Source organism: Blastococcus sp. SYSU DS0753, from assembly GCF_054051175.1.
Genome location: NZ_JBJHAT010000007.1, coordinates 1 through 13110, shown reverse-complemented (window position 1 = coordinate 13110; position 13110 = coordinate 1). Strand labels below are relative to the sequence as shown.

General features: G+C 70.4%; 13 protein-coding genes. 4 read left to right on the top strand and 9 right to left on the bottom strand.

Annotated elements, in window-relative coordinates; translation table 11 throughout:
- Positions 1 to 107 precede the first annotated feature (107 nt).
- From ACI799_RS08130 to ACI799_RS08115, 4 genes are all read right to left on the bottom strand, one after another.
- A complete protein-coding gene (locus ACI799_RS08130; RefSeq protein ID WP_456612902.1) occupies positions 108 to 785 on the bottom strand; it encodes a helix-turn-helix domain-containing protein in 678 nt (225 codons plus the stop codon).
- A gap of 230 nt (positions 786 to 1015) precedes the next feature.
- Entirely contained in the window at positions 1016 to 3706 is a 2691-nt protein-coding gene (locus ACI799_RS08125; RefSeq protein WP_456612848.1) for a DEAD/DEAH box helicase, read from the bottom strand.
- A 354-nt stretch (positions 3707 to 4060) separates the two neighbouring features.
- On the bottom strand, positions 4061 to 4216 hold the full coding sequence (locus ACI799_RS08120) for a Zn-dependent oxidoreductase (protein WP_456612847.1): 156 nt from the start codon (positions 4214 to 4216) through the stop codon (positions 4061 to 4063).
- Between the two features lie 133 nt (positions 4217 to 4349).
- Positions 4350 to 4781, bottom strand: a complete 432-nt coding sequence (locus tag ACI799_RS08115; protein WP_456612846.1) for a VOC family protein — start codon at positions 4779 to 4781, stop codon at positions 4350 to 4352.
- Positions 4782 to 4882: 101 nt separating this feature from the next.
- On the opposite strand from ACI799_RS08115, the gene ACI799_RS08110 reads away from it, so the two are divergent.
- Positions 4883 to 5905, top strand: coding sequence for a helix-turn-helix transcriptional regulator (locus tag ACI799_RS08110; RefSeq protein ID WP_456612845.1), 1023 nt, complete (start codon positions 4883 to 4885; stop codon positions 5903 to 5905).
- Between the two features lie 295 nt (positions 5906 to 6200).
- Complete coding sequence (locus tag ACI799_RS08105) at positions 6201 to 7604, top strand: threonine/serine ThrE exporter family protein (RefSeq protein WP_456590372.1); 1404 nt, start codon at positions 6201 to 6203, stop codon at positions 7602 to 7604.
- A 41-nt stretch (positions 7605 to 7645) separates the two neighbouring features.
- Here ACI799_RS08105 and ACI799_RS08100 read toward each other — a convergent pair whose 3' ends face one another.
- Positions 7646 to 8992, bottom strand: a complete 1347-nt coding sequence (locus ACI799_RS08100; protein WP_456612844.1) for a cytochrome P450 — start codon at positions 8990 to 8992, stop codon at positions 7646 to 7648.
- The gene (locus tag ACI799_RS08095) at positions 8989 to 9750 is read right to left on the bottom strand and encodes an alpha/beta fold hydrolase (RefSeq protein ID WP_456612843.1); all 762 of its coding nucleotides are present in this window, start codon (positions 9748 to 9750) and stop codon (positions 8989 to 8991) included. The genes ACI799_RS08100 and ACI799_RS08095 overlap by 4 nt, the downstream gene beginning before the upstream one ends.
- A gap of 63 nt (positions 9751 to 9813) precedes the next feature.
- On the opposite strand from ACI799_RS08095, the gene ACI799_RS08090 reads away from it, so the two are divergent.
- Positions 9814 to 9939 (top strand): hypothetical protein, encoded by a 126-nt coding sequence (locus ACI799_RS08090; RefSeq protein WP_456612842.1) that lies wholly within the window; start codon positions 9814 to 9816, stop codon positions 9937 to 9939.
- A gap of 185 nt (positions 9940 to 10124) precedes the next feature.
- Positions 10125 to 11027, top strand: a complete 903-nt coding sequence (locus ACI799_RS08085) for an NAD(P)-dependent oxidoreductase (protein WP_456612841.1) — start codon at positions 10125 to 10127, stop codon at positions 11025 to 11027.
- A 63-nt stretch (positions 11028 to 11090) separates the two neighbouring features.
- On the opposite strand, the gene ACI799_RS08080 is transcribed toward ACI799_RS08085, so the two are convergent.
- From ACI799_RS08080 to trxA, 3 genes are all read right to left on the bottom strand, one after another.
- Positions 11091 to 11534, bottom strand: coding sequence for an Hsp20/alpha crystallin family protein (locus ACI799_RS08080; protein ID WP_456612840.1), 444 nt, complete (start codon positions 11532 to 11534; stop codon positions 11091 to 11093).
- Between the two features lie 116 nt (positions 11535 to 11650).
- The gene (locus ACI799_RS08075; RefSeq protein ID WP_456612839.1) at positions 11651 to 12628 is read right to left on the bottom strand and encodes a M48 family metalloprotease; all 978 of its coding nucleotides are present in this window, start codon (positions 12626 to 12628) and stop codon (positions 11651 to 11653) included.
- Between the two features lie 10 nt (positions 12629 to 12638).
- Positions 12639 to 12974: a thioredoxin gene (trxA, locus tag ACI799_RS08070; protein ID WP_456612901.1), complete on the bottom strand. Its 336-nt coding sequence runs from the start codon at positions 12972 to 12974 to the stop codon at positions 12639 to 12641.
- Between the last annotated feature and the right edge of the window lie 136 nt (positions 12975 to 13110).

Here is a 13110-nt window from a genome sequence, read left to right as displayed (position 1 = left end):
GAGCGTTCGCGTCGGCACCTCGAGGAGCCTCTGCACCTCCCGTACCGCGGGGTCAGCCCGTGCACGTCGGCCAGTAGTCACCCGGTCCGCGTCCGTCAGGTGATCCCTCAGACACACGGTCGGTGATGCGGGAGAGCAGGTGGCGGCGGTCTCGTCGGGGTGGGTCTCGGCGCAGGCCGGCCGGGTGTGGTCGTCATGGCGCAGTGCACGTAGTCGTAGTCGACCCGACGGCCGGCGTTGGCCTCGGTAAGGCTGTGGTTGTGCTCAGCCGAACCGCGGCCGTGGGCCCGCCAGCCACCGCCGGGGCGGATGACGCCGAGCTTCTTGACGTCGACGTACACCAGCTCGCCGGGGCGGGCGCATTCGTAGCGGCGCACCAGCTGCCCGGTGGGGCGGTTCAGCCAGGCCAGCCGGTGCATGCCGTGTCGGGTCAGCACCGCGTGCACCGTGGAGGGCGCCACCCAGACCAGCGGGCCGATCTGCGCCGGGCCCAGCTTCCGCTGCGCTCGCAGGGCCAGAATCTGCGCCTCGAGCGCCCCCGATGTCCTACCTGGTACTCGGTGGGCCCGGCTCGGTCGATCCAGCAGGCCGGCCGGGCCTTCGGCCCGCCATCGGGCCAGCCACGCATAGCCGGTCGCGCGGGAGACGCTGAGCTCCACCATGACATGGGTGACCGGCCGGCCCTGCTCGACCACCCCTCGGACGAGTTCGACGCGACCATGAACGTCAGACGGGCAATAGCGTGGGACACGAGACCTCCGAGCATCCGGGCGTGGCGTCAGCACCCACACCTTCGCTCGGAGGTCTCCTCTTCAGATCAGCCCGCGACGCCGTCAACAACACTATGGGCACTACAGCTAAACGACGGACGTCTGGCAGTGCGGATAAGCGCCCCCGCCCGCGGAAGCAGTGACTATGCGCCTACTGGACAAGGAGGCGCTTCCGATGTGCGCCTTCGGTTGGTCGAGTGGGCGACAAGACGTCAAGGGTCGATCTTTGCCCGCACCGCCCGGCGTCACGCTGGTCCAATCAGACGTTCGGCCTTGATGACCTCGAAGTTCTCGTGGCCTGCCAAAGCACTGATCGCAGCCATTCCAGGCATCGTGGATCGCTGGATGAAATCCCAATCCCCGATCAAATAGAGGTGCTTCTTGGCTCGCGTTATGCCGACATTCAACAACTTGGCGGCCGACACTTGACGGCGTGAGCCATCGAGGTCCGCTTCACCGACCCAGCGGGCACTTCCGTCTTGCATCAGGTCGAAGATGACCGAGTCAAACTCGCGCCCTTGGAAGGCGTGAGATGTTCCGCAGTCTACAGAGAGCTTCTCACGGCGCATGCGTTCCTGTGCGCGTTTGGCCTGCGGTCGGTAGGGTGAAACGAATCCGATGGACCCCTCCTTAACACCTGGCCCCCTTTGTGCAATGTAGGACAACAGGTCCAAGCCCAGGGGGCTGCACCATGAATTGCCGTCACGCTCGAGGGTCTTGCGCGGATGACTGTAGGTGTCTATGAGCCTGATCGTCTTACCGTCCTCTGGAGTGGAGGAACGGTGGCTCTCCAGGAGGCCCTTGTAACAGAATTTGTTGACCAGATCTGCAATCACTGACGGATACCGATACTGACGCTTCAACGGGACACACCGCTTGTGCTGCTCGGCTGTGTGACGATCTCGGATGCCAAACAACTCGAAGATGTCGTCACGTTGCCACCGACTGCGTTCGGCTTCGCTGGGAGTCGTCGGGTCGTCCGCCTCCGCTATCGGGGCGTTCTGTAAGAAGTCGCCCACCAAGGCGAGCGTTGTATCCGCTCTAGAGCCGGCGTACACGACCGACGGGGCTTCCGCGCTGGCGACCTCATCCAAGATGACTACGTCGAATCGACGCTCGAGAAGTTGCCGATTCGTGGTCAAGCTCGCAAGCGTCGTCGCAACTACGGGAGCCTCGTGCAACAGCTTCCTCTGCGTCTCACTCATCTCGTCGTCCAGTCGCTTCTGCTTCCGTTCCAAGTCCTTCAACCCGCTGTCCAGCGCATCGACCTGCTCGGTCAGCTGCTCGAGGGCGGAAATCTTCGTGTCCAAGCCTCTAGCGGAGGCGTCGGCGATCAGTGCGGCCGCAGCGGGCATCTTCGCCGCAACGACTTCGAGGCGAGCCACCTCTGATTCTGCGGCCAGTCGACCCCGTCTAATCTCCTGCAATGAGGCGCGCGCTTCCGCCTCGAGTCCGAGCGCGCGGTCGCGCCGCGTCCTAGCCTCTTCGACTTCCTCCAAAGCACGCCTGACTGCTTCGATGTCGTCGCTCGCTGACCGGCGCTGTTGTTGACGTACCCGCCAGTCTCCCTCCGTGCCGACGATGTCCCTGTCGACGTCGGCGAGTGCGTTGGAGAGTTGCTCAGCTTTCGATTCCAACTTCTTGCGCTGAGGGAACCAGAATCTGCTGCTACCTCGCGCGATGTCTCCTCGACATTCCTGCAGGTCGTCGACGAGCGCTCTGCGCCGTAGCTGCAAGGCTTCCAGGTTTCTTGCGAGCGGCAGAAGAGCTGCTTCGGCATCCGACAGCACGCGCTCCGCTCGCTGCATCCGATAGAGGGCGTCCGCCTCACTTGCCGAACTTGGTGGCGTTAGCGATTGCAGCTCGAGTACGACCAACTCCAGCCGGTGTGTCGCTGCTTTCTCCAGCTGTACGTGGTCCGCTAAGTCCTGCTGCCTCTGACCGAGCTGCGCCGCGAGTTCCACTGTTGCGTACGCGGCGCGCACTTCATCTATGTCTATCTGAGCTAGTTCGTCCACGAGCGTCCGCAATGCCTCTCGGGGAGGAGCCTCTTGGTTACGCTTTCGAAGCTCCTGCAGCCTTCTCGTTTCTTCTGCGTGGTTGGTCAAGACAGCTGCTGCCTTGTTGTACAGCAGGTGTGGGTGACCTTGCACCGCTTGAGCGATCTTGTCTTGCACCTGCTGGCTCGCGAATCGAATTACGGACCCAGGCTTCAACAACGAAGCTGTCGCGCCGTCGCCCGACTGGTCGATCAGCCCTTCCAGCACGTTGTCTACGGCGACATGAGTGTGGGAGGACAACAGCACTGACTTGCCCTCCGCGAGCGAGTGTCTTACGGCGGCAGTGATGACACTCGTCTTGCCGGTGCCCGGGGGGCCCCAAATGAAGAACGCTCCAGGCGTAGTCATTGCGGCGAGTGCGTACTGTTGCTGGATGTTGAGTGGTCGATCAGCTGGCAGATGCTTGGGCGACCACGGCCTCAGCAGTGTTTCCTCGCCGCTGGACAGCATCTCGACCAGCGGACCCCTGGGGCTGTTCTTCAACGCCGCTCGTAGGGCCTTTTTGAGCTTGATGTCAATACTGGATGTGCAGAAAACGTTGACTCTGGGTGCCCCGGCTAACGCTAGACGCGTCTCTTCCGGCAGCGCCAGCGTGACCTTCGAAGCCTTGAATCCGGAGAACTGCACCCTGTGCCGTGCTCCGGGGGTGCCGTCGTTCATATCCGATGGGACGACGTAATACTCCTGGTCGCTCCACTTCTTGTTCAGGTTGCTCAGGACCTGGAGATTCTGGCCAGGCGGGGGTACGACGCTCGAGTTACGCGCTATCTGTTCTCCTTTCTGCTCCTTGGCCAGCCGGGAGAGAGAAGCGTCCAATGCGTCAATCGTCAAACCTTTGATCGTCTGCCAGGTGACCGCACCGGACTTCGTTGCCATGACGCGACTCTACGGGCTGGAAGTGAAAGTCGCATGGTGGTCAATCGTGACCGATCCATGTTGAACAGTAGTGCCAGCGATCGGCCGTTGGCCCAGTCTTCGAGACACCCCGAGTTGGCGATTGTTGGTTCAGGTCGGGCCTAACGCTGTCAGACTTGATCACTTCGGCACCATCAACTCCGGCGCTTGGATGAGCAGCGCCTCAGAGGCTGTCGGTGCGGCCGGCTGTCTTTCGGCGCACCGTTGCTGCCAAGCAACGGAGCGGTCGGCCTGGCAAGCGCACTTGTAGGCGTGTGAGCGCACGGAACGCGGCCTCGGTGATCGATGGCACGGCGGTGCGGGCGCCTCTTGAGGTCAGTTGGCGGACTTCCCGTGGTGGGTGTCGGCGAAGTTCACGCCGGCGGCGGAGACGTCGTAGAGCTTCTGCCCGGGACCGGCCTCCGGCTCGGGGATGTCGACGATGTCCAGGACCTCGGGACCGCCGAAGCGGGTGATCTGCACAGCACGCATGGTCGGAGGCTAGAGCAGCCACCACTCGGGAGAACGCGGCGACCGGGTCGGCCTTCTGGGCCCGATCCGGGGCAGGCTGTGCAGCGGGATGCCGGGGGAGGAGGCCGACGCCCCCCTGCCCCCGGCGTGGCGATCAGGCCTCGTAGGGCGGGAGGACGTCGAGGACCCAGGTCACGCCGAAGCGGTCGGTGACCATCCCGTACAGCTGTGCGTAGCCGACGGGGGCGAGCTCCGCGCGGACGGTCCCACCCTCGGTGAGCGCCTTCCAGTACCCGGTGATCTCCTCGGTGTCGGTGCCGCGCACCGAGACGTAGACGGCGTCGGTGCCGGGGTCGTACGCCCGCGCGGGCGGCACGTCGAAGGCCATGATCGCGAAGCCGTTGGGGGCCTGGACGCCGCCCCACTTGACCTGCTCGGCCACCGCGCCGTCGGCGTCGTCCCGCTCGTCGCCGCCCTGGGCGAAGGTGAAGGCCATGACCTCACCGCCGAACACCGACGCGTAGAAGTCCAGTGCCTCGCGGGCCTGGCCGCGGAAGTTGAGGTGCGTGGTCGTGGTGATGCTCATGTCGGCTCCTCGGTGTCCCGCCACCCCCTTGGTGGCGACGAGAGGAGCGTGGCAGCGGTAGCGGACAGGTTCAGTCCTCTACTGTGGTCAACGTGACGGGCATGCCCGAGAAGAACGGCACCTCGTCCAGGTTGCTGACCCTGCTGTCACTGCTGCAGGCCCGCCGCGACTGGCCCGGCGCCGCCCTGGCCGAGCGGCTCGGGGTCCACCCCCGCACCGTGCGCCGCGACATCGACCGGCTGCGCGAACTCGGATATCCCGTGCACGCGTTCAAGGGCCCGGACGGTGGCTACCGCCTCGACGCCGGCACCGACCTGCCGCCGCTGCTGTTCGACGACGACCAGGCCGTGGCCCTCGCCGTCGCCCTGCAACTGGCCATCACCAGTGGCGCGGGTGTCAGCGAGGCCGCCGCCCGTGCGTTGACCACCGTCCGCCAGGTGATGCCCGCGCGGCTGCGGCACCGGATCGACGCCGTCCAGGTCACCCCTGTCGCCCGCGGCGCGACCGCCGAGGTGGACCCGGCAGTGCTGGTGGCGCTGACGGCAGCGATCCGCGCCCGCGAGATCGTGCGGTTCGACTACGCCGCTGCGCGTGGGAGTGCGGGCGGGGTAAGCGAGGAGGTCGTCCCGCCCCGGAGAGCCGAACCGCACCACCTGGTCACCCGGAACGGCCGCTGGTATCTCGTCGCCTTCGACCTCGACCGAGCCGACTGGCGGACCTACCGCTGCGACCGGATCACCCCCCGCACCCCGACCGGCCCACGCTTCACCCCACGTGTGCTGCCTGGGGGCGACCTCGCCGCCTTCGTGAACGGGACCTTCCAGGGCAGCGCCGGCGGTGTGGACACCTGGCCGTGCACCGGCACCGTCGAACTGGGTCTCCCTGCCGCCCGGGTGGCACCGTTCGCCCACGACGGCCTCGTCGAGTCACTGGGCCCCGACCGCTGCCGGCTCACGCTCGGTGCCTGGTCCTGGGTCGGCATCGCCGCTGCCGTCGCCCGCTACGACACCGACGTCCTCGCTGTCAGCCCGCCGGCCCTCGCCGAGGCCTTCCGCACGCTGTCCGCCCGGTTCGCCAGGGTCGCCCCGGCCGGCACCAAGCCGGACGAACCGGACCTGTCCTGACCGTCGACTCGGCTGGGGGACGTCGTCGACGAAGAGGACCTCGGGACCGCCGAAGCGGGTGATCTGCACGCCTCGCATGCAGGTGAGGCCAGGGCGTGCGCTGATCGCCGACGCGAACCCGTGTCGAGGGCGAGGCGAGACACCCGGAGCGCCTCCCACCCGCACGGTGCGCAGGGTCAGGCGTGGGAGCTCCGGACCGGTGTGCGTCGATGCCCTGCCGCCTGTGCGGATGGTCACGAGCCGTCCCGTCGTCGCCGGCCGCGTTCCCCCGTCACCACTCCGTAGCCTGGGCGTCGTGCCCCCCACGAGCCGGGACCGCAGGTGGCGGATCGCCCGCCTGCCGGACCAGGCGCGGAAGGCGATCGCCGGCTCCGGCCCGCCGACGGCGCCCTTCGCACTGCGCGCCCAGCCCAGCCGGGTCGACGCGGGCACCGCGCGCTCGGCGCTCGGTCTGGCCCTCCGCATCGGCGAGTCGATGATGGCGGTCGGGGCGTCGGCGGCTGACGTGACCGCCACGGTGCTCCGTGTGGCGGCGGCCTACGGACTGACCGATTGCCAGGTCGACGTCACCTTCACGTCGCTCACGATCAGCTACGACCCGGACGACGTGCCCCCGCTCGTGCTGATGCGCATCGTGCGCCCCCGTGGACTGGACTACACCCGGCTGCAGGGGATCACCGACCTGGTGTCAGCGATCCAGGCGGAGGGTCTGGACCTGAAGGACGCGCACCGTCGGTTGGACGACGTCCTGTCTGCGCCGCACCCCTACCGTCGGCCCATCCACGCACTCGGCTGGTCGGGGGTGGCGGGCTGCGTCGCCTTCCAGCTCGGCGGTGGCTGGCTCGTGGCGCTCGTCGCGGCGGTCACCACGGCCGTCATCGAGCAGACGCTCCGCGCACTCGATCGGCGTGGGCTCCCGATGTTCTTCCAGCAGGTGGCCGGAGCTGCGGTGGCCACCGGGGCGGCCGTCCTCCTCCTCGCGTGGGAGGTCGAGGTCCGCACCTCGTTGGTCGTCGCCGCCGGGATCGTGGTGCTCCTGGCAGGCCTCTCGTTCGTGGGCGCGGCCGAGGACGCGATCAGCGGCTTCCCGGTCACCGCCGCGGCGCGGGCCTTCGAGGTGCTGATGCTGACGACCGGCATCGTCGTCGGTATCGCCGCAGTCCTCGATCTGGCGCGGCGGGCGGAGTTCCCGCTGCGCGTGCTCGAACCGTCGACGTCCACCGTGCCGTTCGCCGTGGCGGTGGCCGCCGCAGCCGGGATGGCCGGGTTCTGGGCGGTGGCGTCGCACGCCCGCCCGCTCGCCGTCGGAGTGGCCACGGTGGCCGGCGCGCTGACGTGGACCACGGCGTCCACGGCTGCCGTGTTCGGTGCCGGCCCAGCAGTGGCGAGTGCTGCGGCGGCCGTGGTCGTCGGCTTCTGCGGTGGGGCGTTGACCGATCGGCTGCGGATCCCGCCCCTGCTCCTCGCGGTCTGCGGCATCGTCCCGTTGCTGCCCGGGCTCGCGATCTACCGGGGCCTCTTCGCGGTCGTCGTGGAGGCCGACGTCTCGGGCGGGATGAACGCGCTCGTGGGGGCCGCGGCGATCGGGTTGGCCCTCGCCGCCGGCGTCGTGCTCGGCAGGTTCTTCGGCCGGCCGCTGGGCGGCAGCCAGGACCGCTTCGACCGACGGGTCCGGCGCCGGGGGACCAGCGGGTCCTGAGGTCGGACGCGCGGCTCGCCCAGGCCGAGGCCATCGCCTTCTCAGGCGGCCACCCAGCGGACCGGGAGCCGCTTGACCCCGCGCTGGAAGCTGGACCGCAGCAGCGCGGGTGGTCCGGCCGGCTCCAGCACCGCGGTGCGGCGCAGCAGCTCACCGAAGAGCGCCCGCATCTGCGCCCGCGCCAGCTGCCCGCCGAGGCAGAAGTGCGGCCCGTGCCCGAAGGAGAGGTGCGGGTTGGGCGCGCGGCGGACGTCGAACCGGTCGGGATCCGGGAAGACCGCCTCGTCCCGGTTCGCCGAGGTGAACGAGACCACGACCTTGTCCCCGGCTCGGATGCGGGTGCCGGCGAGCTCGACGTCCCGCGTGGCGGTGCGGCGGAAGACCATCACCGGCGTCCACCAGCGCAGCATCTCGTCGACCGCGCCGGGGAGCAGCGAGGGGTCCGCCCGGACGGCGGCCAGCTGGTCCGGGTGCTGCAGCAGCGCGATCAGGCCCCCCGGCAGACCGTTGCGCAGGGTTTCGTTGCCGGCGACCGCGAACAGCCAGAACATGTTCTCGAACTCCGCGTCGGTCAGCCGGCCGCCGTCCTCCTCGACCTGCGCCAGCAGGATCGACATGACGTCGGCACCGGGCGTCTCCCGCTTCTGCTCGGCGAGCAGGCGCGCGTACGCGTACAGGTCGGGCATGCCCGACCGGGTCCGCGGATCGGGCATGGTCCCGTCGTCAGCGGGCGCCGGGCGCAGGGCCAGCGCCTCGCGGGCCATGGCGGTGCCTCCACTGCCGTCGAAGGCCGCCGACGTGGCGTAGTCGGCGTCCTGCCAGCCGATGACCCGGTTGGACCAGTCGAACATCAACCAGCGGTCCTCGGCCGGTACACCCAGCACCTCGGCGAGGACGAGCAACGGCAGATCGGCCGCGACGTCCTTGGCGAAGTCGCAGGTGCCCTCGCCGGCGCCGGAGATCATGTCGTCGACCAGCCGCGCCGCCGTCGCCTCGATCGCGTCGGTCAGCGCCGCCACGGCCCGTGGGGTGAACGAGCGGGTCAGCAGCCGCCGCAGCCGCGTGTGGTCGGGCGGGTCCATGTTGAGCATCATCTGCCGGACCCACTCGAGGTCACGGGCCTCGCTGACCTGCGTGGCGCCGAGCCAGGAGGAGTAGGTCGCCGGGTCGCGCAGCACGCGTTCGACGTCGCCGTGCCGCAGGACCAGCCAGAACCCGGTGCCGGCCGGCTGGCCGTGCAGAGCGGGCTCGTCCACCCAGGCGACGGGCGCCTCGGCCCGCAGCCGACGCAGCAGCTCGAACGGCGGGCCGGTCTCGTAGGTGACCGGGTCGACCAGCGCCACCGTGTCCGCTGACCCGGCCGAGGGGCTCCACGCGGGGGAGCTCACGGGAGCCCGTCGAGGAACCGCTCGGCGCAGGTGAACAGCGCGACCGGCGTCTCGAACATGGCGTAGTGCCCCGCGTTGGGCAGCACCTCGAGGGCCGCGTTCGGGTACTGCTCGAGGAACGTCTGCTGCATGACGGGCGCGCCCAGGGCCGGGTCGTGCTCGCCGACCACGACCAGCACCGGGACGGGGTTGCCGCGCACCTCGGTGGAGAAGTCGGTGCGCGCCCACGCCTCGAGGTAGCCGCCGAAGGCCGCGACGTCGGACTGGTCGAGCGAGTGCTGCACCATCCGGTCGACCCAGGTGGGGGAGAGCCGGTTGCCGGTGGTCAGGTCGATGATCGCGTACCGGCTGCCGCGATCCTCGGCGGCGCTGCTGAACAGCTGCCAGCCCTGGTCGTCGAACGGCACCCCGGTGGAGGGGACCGGGCTGATGCCGAGGAGGCCCTGCACGCGCTCCGGCGCGTCGGCCAGCACCCGCTGCATCGCGGTGCCGCCCATCGAATGCCCCATCACGACGAACTCCGACCAGCCCAGCTCATCGGCCGCGGCCAGGGCGTCGGCGGCGATCTCGGCGAGCGTGAAGGAACCGGTCTGCCCCCTGCGGGCGCCGTAGCCCCGGTAGTCGAGGAGGGCGACGGAGTACCGGTCGCCGTCGAACAGCTCGGCGAACGGCCCCCACCCGGCGGCGGACCCGAACCAGCCGTGCAGAGCGAGGACGTGCCGAGGACCGGTGCCGACGACGACGGGTCGGGGTGCCATGGCCGGCAGTCTGGCGAGCCGCCGGTGAGCAGGCAAGTGACCGCGGCACGCTGAGGCGCCCACATGTCCACCGGGCCTCCGGACGCGCCCGGCGTCCGGAGACACCTGGCCGAGAAGCGGCTGCTCCTGGCAGCCCTCCAGCCCTTCGTGGCCGACCTGGCCCTTGTCCGCGCCGGCACACCTCGGTGATCCTCGGCACGGGAGGTCAGGGTGACGGCGAGCAGGCGGAGCGGGACGCCATCTCGCCGGCGGCGCGGCCGGGGACGTGGAGCACCGGGCCCGGTTCGTTGTCTCCGACGCCTTCCGTGACCAGGGCTGGGTCGCCGCCCGGCAGGCGGCGGTGCGGCGCCGGTCGACGACGCAGGGGAGGACGTGTGGACGTCGGATTCATCGGTCTGGGTGTCATGGGTCAGCCGATGGCGCTGAACCTCGCCCGGGCGGGCACGCCGCTGGTCGTCTGGAACCGTTCCCCCGACCGGACGGAGCCGCTGCGTGCTGCCGGTGCCACGGTCGCGGCGGACCCGGCGGAGGTCTTCCGGCGAGCACGGATCGTGATCCTCATGCTGGCGAACGCGGCCGCCGTCGACGACGTCCTCGGCCGCGGTGCGGGGCACTTCGCCACGACTGTCGGTGGACGCGTGGTCGTCGCCATGGGGACGACGTCGCCCGAGTACTCCGCCGCTCTCGGCGCGGACGTCCGCGCGGCGGGCGGGGAGTACGTCGAGGCGCCGGTGTCCGGATCCCGCCTCCCCGCGGAGGCGGGGCAGCTGGTCGGCATGCTGGCGGGCGACGCCGGCGTCGTCGCGGGCGTGCGGCCACTGCTGGAGCCGATGTGCCGCCGCACGTTCGTCTGCTGGGACGTCCCGAACGCGCTGCTCATGAAGCTGGCGGTCAACCTCTTCCTGATCACGCAGGTCACGGGGCTCGCCGAGGCGTTCCACTTCGCCGACGTGCACGGCCTCGACATCCACCAGCTCCGTGAGGTGCTCGACGCCGGGCCCATGGCCAGCGAGGTGTCGAGGGTGAAGGCGGCCAAGCTCGTCGAGAGGGACTTCGCCGTCCAGGCGGCGCTCACCGATGTCCTGATGAACAACGAGCTGGTGGCCGGCGCGGCTCGGCGCATCAGGGCCGCCGTGCCGCTGCTCGACGTCTGCCATGCCCTCTACGGGGAGGCGGAACGGTTGGGGCACGGGGCGGCGGACATGGCCGCCGTCGTCCACGCCCTCGAGGCGAGGACCGCCGCGATGACACAGCGGACGCAGCAGCAGGCGACGTGACCGGCGCCGGCGCGCCGGCCTCCGTCGCCCGTCCTGCGTCGGCGGCCCGGGGCCGGCCGCGGATCAGCGCGTGATCTCGATGCGGCGACGGCGGGTCCGCGCGGACTTCGGCACCCGGATGGTCAGGACGCCGTCCCGCAGCGAGGCCTCGACGTGTTCGTCGTCCACCTCCGCCGGCAGCGACACCGCGTAGTGGAACTTGCCCACCTTGCGCGTGCGCCGGTGCAGGATGCCGGTGCGCTTCTTCTCCCGGATCTCCCCGGAGACGGTCAGGACCCGGTCGTCGAGCTGGACGTCGACGTCGTCACGGGCGAGGCCCGGCACCTCCAGCTCGACGACGTAGGCGTCGTCGGTCTCCTCGAGGTCGGCGGACGGGACCCAGCGGTCCAGGGCGCGGAGAGGGTCGGCGTCCCACACCCTGGCCAGGCGGTCGTGCAGCTCGTCCAGCTCCCGGAAGGGATCCCACCGATCCGCAGCCGACTCCCGATTCAGCACCGGCAACGTCATCTGTTGTCCTCCTCTCGGACTGGTCGATCACTACGTACGGGTGAACCTGTAGCGGTCGCTGTAGATTCCTCCGCCTGTCCGGTCGGGATCCCTGCGACGTGCGGCCGCCGGGTGCGTCACCACCCGGTCAGTCGGGCGATCCGCTCGGCCGTCGGCGGGTGCGTCATGAACAGCGCCGACAACGATCGGCCAGGGGAGCCCGACAGCGGGTTGACGACGTACTTGGGCGCCTGGGCCGGCTGCACCTCCATGGGCAGGCGCTGCGCCACCCGCTCGATCTTCGCCAGCGCCGTCGCCAGGGATCGTCCGTCACGGCACAGCCAGGCGCCCGTGCGGTCGGCCTCGTACTCCCGGCTGCGGGACAGGGCCAGCTGGAGCAGGAGCGCGGCGAGCGGAGCGACCAGGAAGGCGACGAGGGCGGCCAGTGGGCCGGGTGCCTCGTCCTCCTCCGAGCTGCCCGCGAACGGCAACCACCCGGCGAGCTGGGCGACGAAGCTGATACCGGTCGCCAGCGCCGCGGCCACCGAGGTGAGCAGTGTGTCCCGGTTCCGGACGTGGGCCAGCTCGTGGGCGAGCACGGCCCGCAGCTCCGCGGGTGTGAGCAGGTCGAGCAGCCCCTGCGTCACGGCGACCGCGGCGTGCGCCGGATCGCGTCCGGTGGCGAAGGCGTTCGGCTGCCGATCCGGCGTCACGTACAGGCGGGGCATCTCCAGCCCCGCCTCGGCGGAGAGCTCTCCCACGATCCGGTGCAGCATCGGTGCGCTCGCGGGCCCGACGGGGACCGCGCCCGCGGAACGCAGCGCCACGCGGTCGGAGAACCAGTAGGACCCGGCGACCGTGGCCACGCCGAGCACCAGGCCGATCACCGCGCCGGTCCGGCCGAAGAGCGACCCGAGCAGCACCAGCAGCCCGGCCATGCCCGACAGCAGGACCGCCGTCCTGACCCCGTTCCAGGCCCGCCGCCGCGGTGCGTAGGGCGCGCGATGCCGCGGGGCCCGGGCAGCCGGCGCGAGGCGGTACTCGGCAGGCCGACGTCGACGCAGGTCATCCGGCATCCCGGCCGGGCGCAGCGGCGTCGGCATCATGGTCGTCATCGGTCCTCCTTCAGCGATCCTGTTGGGTCGAGTCCAGCTGCTGGTCGACCCAGCGCTGGATGGTGGTCGCGGGCTGGGCGCCCACCAGTCGTGACCGCTCCTGGCCGTCGGCGAAGAGCGCCAGCGTCGGGATGCCGCGCACCCCGAGGCGGGAGCTCGCGCCGGGCGCGGTGTCGGCGTTGACCTTCGTGACCTTGAGCCGCCCCGCCCGGTCCCGCGCGAGCTGCTCCACGACCGGGGTGACGGCGCGGCAGGGCCCGCACCACGGCGCCCAGACGTCCACCAGGACGGGCAGCGGGCTCTCCGTCACGACGGCGTCGAAGTCGGCGTCGCCCGCCTCGACCAGCCAGGGCAGGTCGGCGGGGGGGGGGGGGGGGGGGGGGGGGGGGGGGGGGGGGGGGGGGGGGGGGGGGGGGGGGGGGGGGGGGGGGGGGGGGGGGGGGGGGGGGGGGGGGGGGGGGGGGGGGGGGGGGGGGGGGGGG